The following is a 16,467-nucleotide window of genomic DNA, read 5'->3' on the forward strand; positions in this document are numbered from 1 at the left end:
GGGCACGGGCGTACCGGGCGGAGCAGCCCGCGCTCTGCGGCAGAATTTGAGCCATGGGGATAGTCGCCGGGTTGGACAGTTCGCCCGCATTCACTCGCATCGTGGTCTGCGACACGGACACGGGGGCCGTGCTGCGTCAGGGGTACGCCCCGCATCCGCTGGACGTGCCGGACGGCGCCCCGCGCCCCAGTGACGTCGACCCGCAGGCGTGGCTGCTCTCCCTGGGGGAGGCCGCGGGCGGCGGGCTGCTGGAGGGCGTGCAGGCCATCGGCGTCTCCACGCAGGCGGGCGCCGTGGTCCCGCTGGACGCGCAGGGCAACACCGTGCGCCCGGCGATGGCCGGGGCCGACAAGCGGGCCCAGGTGGCCGCCGCCGACCTGATCGACGCGCTCGGCGGCCGGGAGGCGTGGGCGCAGGCGGTGGGCTGTGTGCCGCAGGCCACCCGGCCGGTGAGCAAGCTGCGCTGGCTGGCGAAGAACGAGCCGGAGAACGCCAGCCGTACCGCCGTGCTGCTCCAGGCGCACGACTGGCTGGTCTGGCAGTTGCTGGGCCGTCCGGTGCGCCGGACCACCGACCGGGGCGGCGCCTCGGGCACCGGGTACTGGTCCGCCGCCACCGGCGCCTACCGGCCCGACCTGGTCGAGCTGGCGCTCGGCCACCAGGTGGCGCTGCCCGAGGTGATCGGCCCGGCCGAGGCCGCGGGCACCACCCCGGAAGGGCTGCTGATCTCCGCCGGTACGGGCGAGACGATGGCCGCCGCGTTCGGCCTCGGGATCGGGCTGGGCGACGCGGTGGTCTCGCTGGGCGCGTCCGGCTCGGTGATGGCCGTGCACACCGAGGCGCTGGCCGACCAGAGCGGGATGATCACCTCCCTCGCCGACGCCACCGGCATGCACCTCCCGGTCGTCACCACGCTGAACGCCGTACGGGCCCTGCGCGGCACCGCCGAACTGCTGGGCCTGCCCGACCTTGAGGCCCTGTCCGAGCTGGCGCTCCAGTCCACGCCCGGCTCGCACGGCCTGGTCCTGCTCCCCTACCTGGAGGGTGAGCGCACCCCCAGCCTGCCGCACACCGCGGGCACGCTGGCCGGGCTGCGCCGGGAGTCGATGAAGGCGATGCACCTGGCGCGGGCGTCCTTCGAGGGCATGCTGTGCGGGCTCGCGGACGCGCTGGACGTGCTGCGCGGCCGGGGGGTCGCGGTGCGCCGGATCTTCCTGCTGGGACAGGCGGCCGAGCTGCCCGCCGTACAGGCCCTCGCACCGTCGCTGTTCGGGGTGCAGGTGGTCGTGCCGCAGCCCGCCGACTACGCCGCGATCGGCGCCGCCCGCCAGGCGGCGTGGGCCCTCGGGGCCGCCCAGGGCACCCTGGACCCGCGCACCCCGCCCGCCTGGCAAGGGGCGGCCGCGCAGGTGCTGGAGCCGGGTGACGACCTGGCCGTGGGACAGGCGGTGCGCCAGCAGTACGTGGCGGTGCGGGAGCAGACGCATCCGGGGGCGTTCCGGGCGTGACCCTCCGTACCGGGCGGAGTCGGCGGGGCACCCGATGGGTTAATCGGTTGAGGTAACACCGGTGGAGTGCACGACGATAGGGCCATGGGCAGTTCCACCGCCCCACCGCCGACTCCGAGAGACAAGCGTGCTCATACGACTTCTGCGGACCTGTCTCAGGCCCTACAAGAAACCCATCGCCCTGCTGGTGGTGCTCCAGCTTCTCCAGACCAGCGCCACGCTGTACCTGCCCACCCTCAACGCACACATCATCGACAACGGTGTCGTGGAGGGTGACACGGGTTACATCCTGTCGTTCGGCGCCCTGATGATCGGCATCTCGCTGGTCCAGGTGGTCTGCAACATCGGCGCCGTGTACTACGGCGCCCGTACCGCCTCCGCGCTCGGCCGGGACCTGCGTGGCGCGGTCTTCGACCGGGTGCAGTCCTTCTCCTCGCGGGAACTGGGCCACTTCGGCGCGCCGTCGCTGATCACCCGTACCACCAATGACGTGCAGCAGGTCCAGATGCTGGTCCTGCTGACGTTCACGCTGATGGTGTCGGCGCCCATCATGTGCGTCGGCGGCATCGTGCTGGCCCTCGGCCTCGACGTGCCGCTGGCCGCCGTGCTGATCGCGGTGGTGCCGCTGCTGGGCATCTGCGTGGCACTGATCGTGCGCCGGCTGCGGCCGCTGTTCCGGTCGATGCAGACCCGCCTGGACACCGTGAACCGGGTGCTGCGCGAGCAGATCACCGGCAACCGTGTGATCCGCGCCTTCGTCCGCGACGAGTACGAGCAGGGGCGGTTCGGGAAGGCCAACGGCGACCTGACCGAGATGCAGCTCGCCACCGGCCGGATGCTGGCGCTGATGTTCCCCATGGTGATGACCGTGGTGAACGTGTCGTCCATCGCCGTGGTGTGGTTCGGCGCGCACCGCATCGACAGCGGCGGGATGCAGATCGGTGACCTGACCGCGTTTCTCGCCTATCTGATGCAGATCGTCATGGCCGTGATGATGGCCACCTTCATGTTCATGATGGTGCCGCGCGCGGAGGTGTGTGCCGAGCGCATCCAGGAGGTGCTGGACACCGAGTCCAGCGTCGTGCCGCCGGCGGCGCCGGTCACCGAGCTGCGCGGGCGCGGACATCTGGAGATCCGGAACGCGGGCTTCCGCTATCCGGGTGCCGAGGAGCCGGTGCTGCGTTCCATCGACCTGGTGGCCCGCGCGGGCGAGACCACGGCCGTGATCGGCTCGACCGGCAGCGGCAAGTCGACCCTGCTCGGCCTGGTCCCCCGGCTGTTCGACGCCACCGAGGGCGAGGTCCTGGTGGACGGCGTGGACGTCCGCGAGGCCGACCCGGCCCTGCTGGCCCGCACCGTGAGCCTGGTCCCGCAGAAGCCGTACCTGTTCGCCGGCACCGTCGGCAGCAACCTGCGCTACGGCAAGCCGGACGCCACTGACGACGAACTGTGGGCCGCGCTGGAGACCGCGCAAGCCAAGGAGTTCGTGGAGCGGCTCGACGGCGGTCTCGAGGCTCCCATCTCGCAGGGCGGCACCAATGTGTCGGGCGGTCAGCGCCAGCGTCTGGCCATCGCCCGCACGCTGGTCCAGCGTCCGGAGATCTACCTCTTCGACGACTCGTTCTCCGCGCTCGACTACGCCACCGACGCGGCGCTGCGCGCGGCGCTCGGCCGGGAGACGGCGGACGCCACCGTGGTGATCGTGGCCCAGCGGGTGGCGACCATCCGTGACGCGGACCGGATCATCGTGCTGGACGAGGGCCGGGTGGTGGGCTCCGGCCGCCACCACGAGCTGATGGCGGGCAATGAGACGTACCGGGAGATCGTGCTCTCCCAGTTGACGGAAGCGGAGGCCGCCTGATGGCCGGTCCCATGGGACGCATGATGGCCGGGGGCGGACCCGACCAGCGGTCGATGGACTTCAAGAACTCGGGCAGGCGGCTGGTCTCCCAGTTCCGGCCCGAACGGGGCACCATCTACGGGCTGCTGGCCTGTGTGGTGATCAGCGTGGCGCTGAACGTGATCGGCCCGAAGATCCTGGGTAAGGCCACCGACCTGGTGTTCGCCGGCATCGTGGGCCGGCGGATGCCAGCGGGGGCGTCCAAGGAGCAGGTGCTGGACTCGCTGCGCGCGCGGGGCCAGGGCTCCGTCGCGGACATGCTGCGCAGCACCGACTTCACGCCCGGCCAGGGCATCGACTTCGACGCGGTCGGGCGGGTGCTGCTGCTGGCGCTCGGGGTCTTCCTGGTCGCGGGTCTGCTGATGGCGGTGGCGACCCGGCTGGTCAACCGGGCCGTGAACCGCACGATGTACCGGCTGCGCGAGCAGGTGCAGGCCAAGCTGTCGCGGCTGCCGCTGTCCTACTTCGACAAGCGGCAGCGCGGTGAGGTGCTCTCCCGCGCCACCAACGACATCGACAACATCGGGCAGACGCTCCAGCAGTCGATGGGCCAGTTGATCAACGCGGTGCTGACCGTCATCGGCGTGCTGGTGATGATGTTCTACGTCTCCTGGCTGCTCGCGCTGGTCGCGCTGGTGACGGTGCCGCTGTCCTTCGTGGTGGCCACCCGGGTCGGCAAGCGGTCCCAGCCGCACTTCGTGCAGCAGTGGCGCACCACCGGCACGCTGAACGCCCACATCGAGGAGATGTACACCGGGCACACCCTGGTGAAGGTGTTCGGCCGCCAGGAGCAGTCGGCGAAGCAGTTCGCCGAGCAGAACGACGAGCTGTACGAGGCCGCCTTCAAGGCGCAGTTCCACAGCGGGGTCATGCAGCCGCTGATGATGTTCGTGTCCAACCTGAACTACGTGCTGGTCGCCGTCGTCGGCGGTCTGCGGGTGGCCTCGGGCACGCTGTCCATCGGTGACGTGCAGGCGTTCATCCAGTACTCCCGCCAGTTCTCGATGCCGCTGACCCAGCTCGCCTCCATGGCCAACCTGGTGCAGTCCGGGGTCGCCTCGGCGGAGCGGGTGTTCGAGCTGCTGGACGCCGAGGAGCAGGAGGCGGACCCGGTGCCGGGAGTGCGTCCCGCCGAGCGGCGCGGCCGGGTGGAGCTGGACCACGTGTCCTTCCGCTACGACCCGGAGAAGCCGCTGATCGAGGACCTCTCGCTCACCGTGGAGCCGGGCCAGACGGTGGCCATCGTCGGGCCGACCGGCGCGGGCAAGACCACGCTGGTCAACCTGCTGATGCGGTTCTACGACGTCACGGGGGGCCGGATCTCCCTCGACGGGGTGGACATCCGCACCATGTCCCGCGACGACCTGCGGGCCGGGATCGGCATGGTCCTCCAGGACACCTGGCTGTTCGGCGGCACCATCGCGGAGAACATCGCCTACGGGGCCTCGCGCGAGGTCACCCGCGGCGAGATCGAGGAGGCCGCGCGGGCCGCCCACGCGGACCGGTTCGTCCGGACGCTGCCCGACGGGTACGACACGGTGATCGACGACGAGGGGACGGGGGTCAGCGCCGGTGAGAAGCAGCTCATCACGATCGCGCGGGCGTTCCTCTCCGAGCCGGTGATCCTCGTTCTGGACGAGGCGACGAGTTCCGTGGACACGCGGACGGAGGTGCTGATCCAGAAGGCGATGGCCAAACTGGCCGACGGCCGCACCTCGTTCGTCATCGCCCACCGTCTCTCCACGATCCGGGACGCGGACACGATCCTGGTGATGGAGAACGGCGCGATCGTCGAACAGGGCGCGCACACCGAGCTGTTGGCGGCCGATGGCGCGTACGCCCGGTTGTACAAGGCCCAGTTCGCGCAGGCGGTGGCCGAGGTCGACTAGGCAAGAGGCTGTCGCGCGGTTCCCCGGAGGCACGGGGAACCGCGCGACGGGCCGGAATCAGTCCAGATAGCCCCGGAGTTGATCCGCGTACGCGTGGTCCCGGAGCTTGCTCAAGGTCTTGGACTCGATCTGGCGTATGCGCTCGCGCGTGACCCCGAAGAGCCGGCCGATCTCCTCCAAGGTGCGAGGGCGGCCGTCCGCCAACCCGTACCGGAGCTGAACCACCTTCCGCTCCCGCTCCCCCAGCGTCGACAGCACAGCCTCCAGATGCTGCCGCAGCAGCAGAAACGCCGCCGATTCCACGGGACTTGCCGCGTCCCCGTCCTCGATGAGGTCCCCGAGGGCGACCTCGTCCTCCTCCCCCACCGGGGCGTGGAGAGACACGGGCTCCTGGGCCAGCCGCAAGACCTCCCGCACGCGCTCCGGCGGGAGTTCGAGGTGGGCGCCCACCTCCTCGGGGGTCGGCTCGTAGCCCCGCTCCTGCAACATCCGCCGCTGCACCCGGACGACCCGGTTGATCAGCTCCACCACATGCACGGGCACCCGTATCGTGCGGGCCTGGTCCGCGAGCGCCCGCGACATCGCCTGCCGAATCCACCACGTGGCGTACGTCGAGAACTTGTACCCGCGTGCGTAGTCGAACTTCTCCACCGCGCGGATGAGCCCGAGGTTGCCCTCCTGGACCAGGTCGAGCATGGTCAGCCCGCGCCCCACGTACCGCTTGGCGACGGAGACGACGAGGCGCAGGTTGGCCTCGATGAGGCGGCGCTTGGCCATGCGGCCCATGACGACGATCCGGTCGAGGTCGAGCGCGAGCCCGCTGTCGAGCACGGGCGTGGTGCTGAGCTTCTCCTCGGCGAAGAGGCCGGCCTCCACCCGGCGGGCGAGTTCGACCTCCTCGGCGGCGGTGAGCAAGGGGATGCGGCCGATCTCGCGGAGGTACTGGCGGAACAGGTCGGCGGAGGGCCCGCCGCTCTCGGTGCGCAAGGCGCCGCGTACGGGCGCCACCGGCTCGTCGTCGCCGGTCAGCGCCTCGGCGGGCGGCTCGGGAGCATCCTCCGGCGTGGGTTCCGGGGCCCTCTCGGGGGCGCCGTGGCTCTGCGCGGGCACGGCCCCGAGCAGGCCCGGCTCGGCACCGCCGTGGGCGCTACGGGCCATCTGCGTGAGGGTGTGGGTCTGCACGGGGGCGACCTCCAGGATGATCGCTGCTCCGGGGGGTGTGCGGCAGCGGCGCGGCGGAGCGCGAAATCGACGGCCTGCGCTCCGGGGACTCGGGCACCGCCCCCAGTGTGGGGTACGACACATCTTCGCCACGAGAGTCGTGCGGTGACTTTTTGCTTCCGGTCCGTGACGGCGTGGTGATCCTGGGACGCCGGGGGAGGTTCAGAGAGCGGTCGGACCCTCGTGCTGGAGTGCCCGGTCGTACCGGGTGAGCACCATCATCTCGTTCTGGACGGCCGCCGACTGGGCCGGATCGGTGTTGCCGAGACGGGTCAGGGTGGACTGCAGCTCGGTGAGGCGGCGGGTGACGGCACGGCGCCTGATCTGCACCAGCACCATGCCCGCGTACGTCTCGTCGACCGTACGGCGCATGATCGTCTCCACGGCCAGCTCGGTGACCATGGCGCGGACGGTGTCGTCGGGGGCGGCCTCGCGGACGCGGACCACGTACTCCTGGGGGTCCTGGGTGCCGAACTCGGCGCCGCCGGCCTCCGCGATGGCCTGGCGGACGGCCTGGTAGGGGGGTGCGGTGAACTCGTCCAGGCCGTAGGCGTCGAAGGCGGGAGAGACCAACTCCGGGCGCTGGAGGGCGAGTTTGAGGAGTTCGCGCTCGGTGGCATAGACCGGGTTGCGCAGGGTGAGGGCGGGGCCGCCGGTGGCGCGGGGCGCGGCCTCCCAGCTCTGCTGGGGGGTGCGGGACTGCGCCTGCGGGGCGGCGCCCTTGCCGCCGCGGTCGCGGGCCCAGCGGGCGAGCTGGGCGACGCGCTTGACCACGAACTGGGTGTCGAGGATGCCGAGCATGCCCGCGAGGTCGACGGCGACCTCGTGCTGGGCACCGCTGTTCTTGATCCGGGCGACGACCGGCGCGGCCTCGTCCAGGGCGGCGGCGCGGCCGGCCGGGGTGTCGAGGTCGTAGCGGGCGACGATCTGCCGCAGCGCGAACTCGAAGAGCGGGGTGCGGGGCTGGACCAGGTCGGCGACGGCCTCGTCGCCCTTGGCGAGGCGGAGTTCGCAGGGGTCCATGCCGTCGGGGGCGACGGCGATGTAGGTCTCCGCGGCGAACTTCTGGTCGTCCTCGAAGGCGCGCAGCGCGGCCTTCTGCCCGGCCGCGTCGCCGTCGAAGGTGAAGATCACGCGGGCCGAGCCGTTGTCCATCAGCAGCCGGCGCAGGATCTTGATGTGGTCGCCGCCGAAGGCGGTGCCGCAGGTGGCGATGGCGGTGGTGACCCCGGCGAGGTGGCAGGCCATGACGTCGGTGTAGCCCTCGACGACGACGGCCCGGCTGGACTTGGCGATCTGCTGCTTGGCGAGGTCGATGCCGTACAGGACCTGGGACTTCTTGTAGATCGCGGTGTCGGGGGTGTTGAGGTACTTGGGCCCGTTGTCGGACTCGTAGAGCTTGCGGGCGCCGAAGCCGACGACCTCGCCGCCGATGTCCCGGATGGGCCACATCAGACGGCCCCGGAAGCGGTCGATGGGGCCGCGGCGGCCGTCCTGGGCGAGCCCGGAGAGGATCAGTTCCTTGTCGCTGAAGCCCTTGCCGCGCAGGTAGCGGGTGAGGTGGTCCCAGCCCTGGGGGCTGTAGCCGACGCCGAAGTGGACGGCGGCGGCCTGGTCGAAGCCGCGTTCGGCGAGGAAGATCCGGCCGGTGTCGGCCTCGGGGCTGGTGGCGAGCTGCTCGGCGTACCACTGGGCGGCGATCTTGTGGGCCTCGACCAGGCGGATGCGTTCGCCGCGCTGGTGGGCGGGGTTGTAGCCGCCCTCCTCGTAGCGCAGCGTGATCCCGGCCTGGCCCGCGAGGCGCTCGACGGCCTCGGAGAAGGAGAGGTGGTCCACCTTCATCACGAAGGTGATGGTGTCGCCGCCCTCCTGGCAGCCGAAGCAGTGGAAGAGCCCCTTGCTCGGGCTGACCTGGAAGGACGGCGACTTCTCGTCGTGGAAGGGGCAGAGGCCCTTGAGGTTGCCGCCGCCCGCGTTGCGAAGCTGGAGGTACTCGGAGACCACGGCGTCGATCGGGACCGCGTCCCGTACCGCCTTCACGTCCTCGTCGTTGATCCGTCCTGCCACGGATGAATTCTACGGGGGCCGGAGGACACTCCCCGCGCGCCCGGCCCTCAGGGCACCAGGTTCGCGAGCGGGACGTGCGGGTCGGCGAGGGCCTCCACGTCCACCTCGGCGCCGGAACGGATGAGGCGCTGGATGTGTTCTGTGACGTCCCACACGTTCACGCTCATCCCGGCGAGCACCCGGCCCTCGCGCACCCAGAAGGCGATGAACTCGCGCTTGCCCGCGTCGCCCCGGATGACGACCTGGTCGTAGGAGCCGGGGGGTGCCCAGCCGCTGTACTCCAGCCCCAAGTCGTACTGGTCGGAGAAGAAGTAGGGGACGCGGTCGTAGCCGACGTCCTGGCCGAGCATCGCGCGGGCGGCGGCGGGGCCGCCGTTGAGCGCGTTGGCCCAGTGCTCGACGCGCAGCCGGGTGCCGAGGAGCGGGAAGTTCGCCACGTCGCCGGCGGCGTGGATGTGGGGGTCGGAGGTGCGCAGGCGCTCGTCCACAACGATGCCTCCCCCGGCCGCCGGGCCGGCCAGTTCCAGGCCGGCCGCCTCGGCGAGGCCGGTGCGGGGGGCGGCGCCGATGGCGGCGAGGACGTCGTGCGCGGGGTGTTCCTCGCCGTCGTCGGTGCGAACGGCGAGGACCATGCCGTCCTGGCCGATGATCTCGGTGAGCCGGACGCCGAAGTGGAAGCGGACGCCGTGCTCGCGGTGCAGCTCGGCGAAGAGGTTGCCCAGTTCGGGGCCGAGGGCGCCGTACAGCGGGGCGGGCTCCGGTTCGATCACGGTGACCTCGGCGCCGTACTCGCGGGCGGCCGCGGCGACCTCCAGGCCGATCCAGCCGGCGCCCGCGATCACCAGGTGGCCGTTGTCCCGGCCGAGGGCGGCCAGGACACCCTTGAGTCGCTCGGCGTGGGCGAGGCGGCGCAGGTGGTGGACGCCCGCGAGGTCGGTGCCGGGGACGTCGAGGCGGCGGGGTTCGGCGCCGGTGACGAGCAGCAGCTTGTCGTAGCGGATCAGGGTGCCGTCGTCGCCGAGGCGGACGGTCCTGGCCTCGCGGTCGATCGCGTCGACGGTCTGGCCGAGGTGCAGCTCGACGTCGTTCCGGGCGTACCAGGCGGGCTCGTGGACGAAGACGCTGTCGCGCTCCTCCTTGCCGAGCAGGTGGCCCTTGGACAGCGGCGGACGCTCGTAGGGGTGGTCCAGCTCGTCGCAGATCAGTATCACGCGGCCGGTGAACCCTTCCGCGCGGAGCGTCTCGGCCGCTTTCGCTCCGGCGAGCCCGCCTCCGACGATGACGAACGTCTGATCCGCGTCGACCACTTGATGCCTCCTCGTAACGATGCCGCCGTCAGGCGAGCGTCCCGCACGCGGCGTGGTGCGGGAAGGGGGGTGGCCGGAAACGGGCCACCTCCCGTCATTTCCCCGCTACATATGCCCGGTGAGCCTGGCGTGCAGGGTGCGGGCGGACGCGTCGGTCAGCGAAGCGATCTGGTCCACGATCACCCGCTTGCGCGCCTGGTCGCTCTCCGCCGTGTCGAACAGCGCCCTGAACTGCGGTTCCAGCCCGTCCGGCGCGCGCCGGGTGAGCGCCTCGGCCAGCTCGGCGACGACGATGCGCTGATCGGCGCGGAGCAGTTCCTGCTCCGCGCGCTGCATCACGTACCGGTCCGCGACCGCCTTGAGCACCGCGCACTCCATGCGCGCCTCGCGGGGTACGACGAGTTCGGCGCCGTACCGGGTGAGGCGGCCGGTGCCGTACGCGGCGCGGGTGGCGGACTCGGCGGCGAGGCAGAAGCGGCCGATGAGCTGGCTGGTGGCGTCCTTGAGCCGGGACTGGGCGACCGCGGTGCCGTCGTAGCCGTGCGGCCACCATTCCTGGTCCTGGAGCCGGTCGAGGGCCTCGGCGAGTTCGGCGGGGTCGGTGTCGGCGGGGACGTAGCGGCCGATGGCGACCTCGAAGACCGCCTCCCGCTCGGGGGCGGCGTGCAGGCAGTCCGGGTCGACGTGGCCGGCGTGCAGGCCGTCCTCGACGTCGTGCACCGAGTACGCGACGTCGTCGGCCCAGTCCATGACCTGCGCCTCGAAGCAGGTGCGGGTGCCGGGGGCGTCCTTGCGGACCCAGTCGAAGACGGGGCGGTCGTCGTCGTAGACGCCGAACTTGGGGGACGCCGGGTCGGTGGGGTGGGCGCCGCGCGGCCAGGGGTACTTGGTGGCGGCGTCGAGGGTGGCGCGGGTGAGGTTGAGGCCGACGGAGCCCTCGGGGGTGAAGCGCTTGGGCTCGATGCGGGTGAGGAGCCTGAGGGACTGGGCGTTGCCCTCGAAGCCGCCGATGTCGTCCGCGAACTCGTTCAGCGCCTGTTCGCCATTGTGGCCGAAGGGGGGATGGCCGAGATCGTGCGCGAGGCAGGCGGCTTCGACGAGGTCGGGGTCGCAGCCGAGGGCCGCGCCCAGTTCGCGGCCGACCTGGGCGCACTCCAGGGAGTGGGTGAGGCGGGTGCGGGGGCTGGCGTCCCAGGCGTGGCCGCGGGTGCCGGGCGTGACGACCTGGGTCTTGCCCGCGAGGCGGCGCAGCGCGGCGGAGTGCAGGATGCGGGCGCGGTCGCGCTGGAAGGCGGTGCGGCCGGGGCGTTTGTCGGGTTCGGGTGCCCAGCGTTCGACGGAGGTCGGGTCGTAGGCCGAGGGGTGTGCGGTGCCTTCCATGCCTCGACAGTAAGCGCCGGTACGGACATCGCGCGGCAGGGATGACGGAATTGTCGCGCTATGCGGGGATGCGACGGGGGTGGAGCGGGGGGACTGAGGGTGTGGAGTGAACCGCACGGCCGCGATTCACGTCATCCGGCACGGGGATCGAACACAGGGAGCGGGATGAGAATCGGCCGACCCAGGCTGCCGCGCACGGTGCGGGGGCGCCGACGGCTGGTGCGGGGCGTGGTCGCGGGGTGTGTGCTCGCGCTGCTGCCGTCGGCCTGGCTGTACGTCTCCACGGCGGACCGGCTGCGCACGGCCTCCGACGTGCCGCACACCGAGGTCGCGGTGGTCTTCGGCGCCGGTCTGTGGAAGGGCGGGCCGTCCCCGTACCTGGCCCACCGCCTGGACGCGGCGGCGCGCCTGTACCGCGCCGGCCGCGTCGAGGCGGTCCTGGTCACCGGCGACAACAGCCGCGAGGACTACGACGAGCCGAGCGCGATGCGCACCTATCTCAGCCGCCACGGCGTTCCCGCCCGACGCATCGTCAGCGACTACGCGGGCTTCGACACCTGGGACTCCTGCGTCCGCGCCCGCCGCGTCTTCGGCGTCCGCCAGGCCGTCCTGATCAGCCAGACCTTCCACATCCGCCGCGCGGTGGCCCTCTGCGAAGCGGCGGGCGTCTCGTCGTACGGCGTCGGTGTGAACGACAAACACGACGCCACCTGGTACTACGGCGGCACGCGGGAGGTCTTCGCGGCGGGCAAGGCGGCACTGGACGCGACGTTCCACCCCGCCCCGGAGTTCCTGGGGCCGCGCGAGCGGGGCGTGCAGCGGGCGTTGGCGAGCGCCCCCTAGGTCACCGGCCCCCTGAGGGATCTCCACGCCGCCTCACGCCCCGTAGTGGATCTCCACGAGAACGCCATCAGGCCCCCTGACGGCGCTATGGACATGACATGTCATGCCCTCTTAAATCTAGGGCGTCAGCGCCACCCCCACGCCTCCCAGGCGCCTCACCCAAGGAGACCGATGAGCCGGATACGGCAGCACGTCCGCGGGTCCCGTCGTCTTGCCACCGCCACCGCCGCAGCGGCGGCGGCAACCTTGCTGGTCACCGCCCTCTCCCCCGCCGCCCAGGCCGACGCCGGGCCGAAGCGGGCGACCACGCTCGCGGACGCGGCCTCCCTCCTCGTGGCGCATGCCGCGAGCCTCGGCCTCACCGCCGACCAGGGCACCAGTGTCCGGGACGTGATCGTCGACAAGGACGGTACGCAGCACGTCCGTTACGACCGCACGTACCACCGACTCCCCGTGCTCGGCGGGGACTTCGTGGTGCACATGAACTCCGGCGGCGGCTACCGCGGCGCCGACCGCGCCACCCGTACTCCGCTCGAACTGCCCACCATCACCCCGAAGCTGAGCGGTTCGAAGGCGGCCGGGATCGCGGTGGACGCGCTGCGCGCCGCGAGCCCCCGGAAGCTGACGCAGGCCAAGGCCAAACCGGAGCTGGTCGTCGACGCCCTGCACGGCAAGCCGAGACTGGCCTGGCGCACCAACGCGGCCGGCCTGGACACCCTGGGCAACCCGGTGGGCCGTACCGTGCTGACCGACGCCCGCACCGGCGCCCGGATCGACGCGTGGGACAGCATCGAGACGGCGGCGGGCGACGGCCAGTCGCTGTACAGCGGCACGGTTCCGCTCCAGACCACCCAGTCGGGGTCGGCGTACCAGCTCAAGGACGCGACGCGGGGCAACACGTACACCGGCGACGCGGCCAACAAGACCGACCTGTGCATCCTCGGGATCTGCCTGAGCCGCGCCCCCTCGACGGTGTTCACCGACACCGACAACCACTGGGGCACCGGCACCACCGCCGACCGTGCCTCGGCGGCCGTCGACGCCCAGTACGGCACCGACCGGACCTGGGACTACTACAAGGACGTCCACGGCCGGAGCGGCATCGCGGGCGACGGCAAGGGCTCGTACAACCGCGTCCACTACGGCAGCAACTACAACAATGCCTTCTGGGACGACAGTTGCTTCTGCATGACCTACGGCGACGGTGACGGCACCACCTTCGGCCCGCTGGTCGCGCTGGACGTGGCCGGGCACGAGATGACGCACGGCGTCACCTCCAAGACGGCCGCGCTGACGTACTCCGGCGAGTCCGGCGGCCTGAACGAGGCGACCTCGGACATCCTCGGCACGATGGTCGAGTGGCACGCGGGCAACGGCACCGACCAGGGCGACTACCTCATCGGTGAGCGCATCGTGAAGCCCGGCTTCGGCAAGGCCGCGCTGCGCTTCATGGACAAGCCCTCCAAGGACGGCAACTCGGCCGACTACTGGAGCAGTTCGCTCGGCAACCTGGACGTGCACTACTCCTCCGGCGTCGCCAACCACTTCGCGTACCTGCTCGCCGAGGGCAGCGGCGCGAAGACCATCAACGGCGTCTCGTACGACTCCCCGACCGCGAACGGCCAGTCGGTGACCGGCATCGGCCGGGACAAGGTCGGCAAGATCTGGTACCGCGCGCTGACGGTGTACATGACCTCCTCCACCAAGTACGCGGGCGCCCGCACGGCGACCCTGAACGCGGCGAAGGACCTGTACGGGGCCGGGAGCGCGGAGTACAACGCGGTCGCGGCGGCGTGGAGCGCGGTGAACGTGAGCTAGCCGCGCCTTTGTGGTGACTGACGGTGCGTCGGGCTTCCGGCGCACCGTCTTCGCGTTCCCCCCGGCCGCACGCCATTCGTGTGCACTTGGCTCCGCACCTCTTGTGGGCCCCTGACCTGCTGTTACGTCGTGTCGCCTCACCCGTGCGGGGGCGGCGCGGGCCACCCGTTCACCGCAGCGGGGGCGGCGGCTCGGGAGGCGGACCGGGCGCCGTGGCCTTTACCTCGGGAGGGCAGGGGCACGCCCCTGGACCACACGGAACACGAGTCGGACAAGCTCTGGGGAGCACCATGCGACGCACCGCCCGCCTGCTGACCGGTACCGCGCTGGCCGTAGCCGCGGCCGGGCTCGGCACCGCTCCGGCCCACGCGAGCGCGGCGCACCTGACACCCCTTCGGGTCGGCAGCCTCCAGGTGTACCCGTCCACCGCGCTGCCCGGCAGCCAGGTCACGGTGAACACGGCGGCCTGCGGGGAGAAGGGCGCGGCGGTCGGTGACGCGGGGGCGGTGGGCGCGGGGACGTTCGCGCTGGCGCCGACCACGCACGAGGGCGAGGCGATCGGGCAGTTCCAGGTACCGGCGGGGGCGCAGCCGGGTACCTACGAGATCGTCGCGCGGTGCGCGGAGGGCGAGAAGCAGGTCACGGGGGATCTCAAGGTGACCATGGCCGGGGCGCACGGGCAGGTGCAGCCGCACGGCAGTGTGAAGACGGGGGCCGGCGGCGCCTTGGGCCCCGGCCCCATGCAGACCACGGCGGGTGTGGCGGCTCTGGCCGTCGCCGCCGCGGGCGGTACCTGGCTCCTGCATCGCCGGGCGAGAGGCGACAGGATCTGACGGACACCCTCCGCTGTCCGTCGCCGGTACCGCGAAGCCCCGCCCCCTAAGGGTCCGATGCCCCTCGTGACCCCTAGGGGGCGGGCCTTCCCTCAAGGGTCGTCTCCGGGAAGGGGTTCCCATGCGCAGGATCGGCGACACCGCCATAGCCGCCGTCACGGTGGTCGCGCTCGGTACCGGTGTCTGGCTGCTCGGTACCGGTACCGATACCGGTACGCCCCCACAGCCGTCCGCCGCCGAGGGCCGCCCCGATCCTGGTGGCGAACGCGGTGGGGCTCCACCCTTGGTGGCGTCCCCGCCTACCCGTATCCGCATCCCCGCGATCCGGGTGGACGCTCCTCTGATGGGCCTAGCCCTGACCTCCTCGGGCAGCCTGGACGTGCCTCCCCCCGCCGAGAAGAACCTCGCCGGCTGGTACGAGGCCGGCACCACCCCCGGCGACACCGGCACCGCCGTCGTCGCCGGCCACGTCGACAACACCCAGGGCCCGGCCGTCTTCTACGACCTCGGCGCCCTGAAGCGCGGCGCCACCATCGAGGTCGACCGCGAGGACGCCACGACGGCGGTCTTCACGGTGGACGCGGTGGAGGTGTACTCGGCGAAGAACTTCCCCGACGAGAAGGTCTACGGCGCCTCGTCGCGCCCGGAACTCCGGGTGATCACGTGCGGCGGCGGCTACTCCAAGTCCACCGGCTACCAGGGCAACGTGGTGGTCTTCGCCCACCTGACGGGCAGCTGGCCGGCCTGAACCCAGCCCTAACCCTCGGCGACGTGGCTCGTTGTGCACGTCGTACGAAAGGAGAGCTGATGGTCGGCTCGTCACACGAGGCGTTGCACCGCATCTTCCAGAAGGACCCCGCCCTGCTGACCCGGGCGTTGCAACGAGTGCTGCACGTCCCGTTCCCCGAACCGCACGAGATCGCCGCGCTGAACGTCGATCTCACCGAGATCGAGCCGGTCGAGCGCCGCGTGGACACGCTGCTGCGCGCCGAGACCGATGAGGGCACGTATCTCCTCGTGGTCGAGTCCCAGGGCAAGGTGGACGACCGTAAGCGGGGCAGTTGGCCGTACTACCTGTCGTACCTGTACGAGAAGTACCGCTGCGAGCCGGTGCTCATCGTCATCACCCAGAACAGCGCGACCGCCCGGTGGGCCGCCCAGCCCATCCGCCTCGGCTTCCCCGGCTGGCACTCGCTGACCGTGCGCCCCCTCGTCCTGGGCCCGGACAACGTCCCGGTGATCACGGACGAGCGACAGGCCGAACGGGATGTCCCCCTCGCGGTGCTTTCCGCCATGACACACGGCCGCGGACCACAGGCCGCGCCCATACTGGAGTCACTCGCCACCGCCCTGAAGACCATCGACCCGGACAGCGCCGCGGTCTTCGTACAGTTCGTCGACTCATGCCTGGCCGACCCCCAGGCGAAGCAGATGTGGAGGGACCTGATGACCGCGATCCAGTACTTCTGGCGCCACCCGCTGGCGGAACAGGTACGGGAGGAGGGGCGGGAGCAGGGCCGGGCCCAGGCCAAGGCGGAGATGGTGCTGCGCGTGCTGGAGTGGCGGGAGGTGCCTGTGCCCGAGGAGGTGCGCGAGCGCGTGACCACTTGCGACGATCCGGCCCAACTCGAACTCTGGGCCCAGCGGGCCGTACACGCGACCCGCGCCGAGGATCTGTTCGCGGAGGAATGACCCCGGGCC

At 71.6% G+C, this 16,467-nt stretch carries 12 protein-coding genes; 8 read left to right on the forward strand and 4 right to left on the reverse strand.

All coding sequences use genetic code 11. The features are described from left to right. Window positions 1-53 precede the first annotated feature (53 nt). From ACZ3HQ_RS18215 to ACZ3HQ_RS18225, 3 genes are all read left to right on the forward strand, one after another. Window positions 54-1,508 (forward strand): xylulokinase, encoded by a 1,455-nt coding sequence (locus tag ACZ3HQ_RS18215; protein ID WP_467512075.1) that lies wholly within the window; start codon window positions 54-56, stop codon window positions 1,506-1,508. A gap of 127 nt (window positions 1,509-1,635) precedes the next feature. Next, window positions 1,636-3,369: an ABC transporter ATP-binding protein gene (locus ACZ3HQ_RS18220; RefSeq protein ID WP_467512077.1), complete on the forward strand. Its 1,734-nt coding sequence runs from the start codon at window positions 1,636-1,638 to the stop codon at window positions 3,367-3,369. Continuing rightward, a complete protein-coding gene (locus ACZ3HQ_RS18225) occupies window positions 3,369-5,297 on the forward strand; it encodes an ABC transporter ATP-binding protein (protein WP_467512079.1) in 1,929 nt (642 codons plus the stop codon). Before ACZ3HQ_RS18220 ends, ACZ3HQ_RS18225 begins: the two co-directional genes overlap by 1 nt. Before the next feature lie 57 nt (window positions 5,298-5,354). Here ACZ3HQ_RS18225 and ACZ3HQ_RS18230 read toward each other — a convergent pair whose 3' ends face one another. The 4 genes from ACZ3HQ_RS18230 to ACZ3HQ_RS18245 form a co-directional block, all read right to left on the reverse strand. Continuing rightward, window positions 5,355-6,602 carry an RNA polymerase sigma factor gene (locus ACZ3HQ_RS18230; protein ID WP_467512081.1) on the reverse strand — a complete coding sequence of 416 codons (1,248 nt, stop codon included), beginning with the start codon at window positions 6,600-6,602 and terminating at the stop codon, window positions 5,355-5,357. Between the two features lie 78 nt (window positions 6,603-6,680). Further along, window positions 6,681-8,585, reverse strand: a complete 1,905-nt coding sequence (dnaG, locus tag ACZ3HQ_RS18235; protein ID WP_467512083.1) for a DNA primase — start codon at window positions 8,583-8,585, stop codon at window positions 6,681-6,683. 47 nt (window positions 8,586-8,632) lie between these two features. Continuing rightward, complete coding sequence (locus ACZ3HQ_RS18240; RefSeq protein WP_467512085.1) at window positions 8,633-9,892, reverse strand: NAD(P)/FAD-dependent oxidoreductase; 1,260 nt, start codon at window positions 9,890-9,892, stop codon at window positions 8,633-8,635. Between the two features lie 105 nt (window positions 9,893-9,997). Continuing rightward, complete coding sequence (locus ACZ3HQ_RS18245; protein WP_467512087.1) at window positions 9,998-11,272, reverse strand: deoxyguanosinetriphosphate triphosphohydrolase; 1,275 nt, start codon at window positions 11,270-11,272, stop codon at window positions 9,998-10,000. A 165-nt stretch (window positions 11,273-11,437) separates the two neighbouring features. Between ACZ3HQ_RS18245 and ACZ3HQ_RS18250 the strand changes: the two genes are divergently transcribed. The 5 genes from ACZ3HQ_RS18250 to ACZ3HQ_RS18270 all read left to right on the forward strand — a co-directional run bounded on the left by ACZ3HQ_RS18250 (window position 11,438) and on the right by ACZ3HQ_RS18270 (window position 16,458). Further along, window positions 11,438-12,115, forward strand: a complete 678-nt coding sequence (locus tag ACZ3HQ_RS18250) for a SanA/YdcF family protein (protein ID WP_467512089.1) — start codon at window positions 11,438-11,440, stop codon at window positions 12,113-12,115. 171 nt (window positions 12,116-12,286) lie between these two features. Continuing rightward, complete coding sequence (locus tag ACZ3HQ_RS18255; RefSeq protein WP_467512091.1) at window positions 12,287-13,933, forward strand: M4 family metallopeptidase; 1,647 nt, start codon at window positions 12,287-12,289, stop codon at window positions 13,931-13,933. Window positions 13,934-14,223: 290 nt separating this feature from the next. Continuing rightward, the gene (locus ACZ3HQ_RS18260; protein WP_467512093.1) at window positions 14,224-14,766 is read left to right on the forward strand and encodes a hypothetical protein; all 543 of its coding nucleotides are present in this window, start codon (window positions 14,224-14,226) and stop codon (window positions 14,764-14,766) included. Window positions 14,767-14,887: 121 nt separating this feature from the next. Further along, window positions 14,888-15,514, forward strand: a complete 627-nt coding sequence (locus ACZ3HQ_RS18265; protein ID WP_467512095.1) for a class F sortase — start codon at window positions 14,888-14,890, stop codon at window positions 15,512-15,514. Between the two features lie 59 nt (window positions 15,515-15,573). Further along, entirely contained in the window at window positions 15,574-16,458 is an 885-nt protein-coding gene (locus ACZ3HQ_RS18270; RefSeq protein WP_467512097.1) for an RpnC/YadD family protein, read from the forward strand. The last annotated feature ends 9 nt before the right edge of the window (window positions 16,459-16,467 follow it).

The sequence above is a fragment of the Streptomyces sp. NPDC018263 genome, from assembly GCF_055562575.1.

What these genes read in the sequence shown, in the direction of transcription:
- ACZ3HQ_RS18215 (WP_467512075.1), top strand. Translation starts at nt 54, where the DNA reads ATGGGGATAGTCGCCGGGTTGGACAGTTCGCCCGCATTCACTCGCATC.
- ACZ3HQ_RS18225 (WP_467512079.1), top strand. Translation starts at nt 3,369, where the DNA reads ATGGCCGGTCCCATGGGACGCATGATGGCCGGGGGCGGACCCGACCAG.
- ACZ3HQ_RS18230 (WP_467512081.1), bottom strand. Translation starts at nt 6,602, where the DNA reads ATGTGTCGTACCCCACACTGGGGGCGGTGCCCGAGTCCCCGGAGCGCA.
- ACZ3HQ_RS18245 (WP_467512087.1), bottom strand. Translation starts at nt 11,272, where the DNA reads ATGGAAGGCACCGCACACCCCTCGGCCTACGACCCGACCTCCGTCGAA.
- ACZ3HQ_RS18250 (WP_467512089.1), top strand. Translation starts at nt 11,438, where the DNA reads ATGAGAATCGGCCGACCCAGGCTGCCGCGCACGGTGCGGGGGCGCCGA.
- ACZ3HQ_RS18255 (WP_467512091.1), top strand. Translation starts at nt 12,287, where the DNA reads ATGAGCCGGATACGGCAGCACGTCCGCGGGTCCCGTCGTCTTGCCACC.
- ACZ3HQ_RS18260 (WP_467512093.1), top strand. Translation starts at nt 14,224, where the DNA reads ATGCGACGCACCGCCCGCCTGCTGACCGGTACCGCGCTGGCCGTAGCC.
- ACZ3HQ_RS18265 (WP_467512095.1), top strand. Translation starts at nt 14,888, where the DNA reads ATGCGCAGGATCGGCGACACCGCCATAGCCGCCGTCACGGTGGTCGCG.
- ACZ3HQ_RS18270 (WP_467512097.1), top strand. Translation starts at nt 15,574, where the DNA reads ATGGTCGGCTCGTCACACGAGGCGTTGCACCGCATCTTCCAGAAGGAC.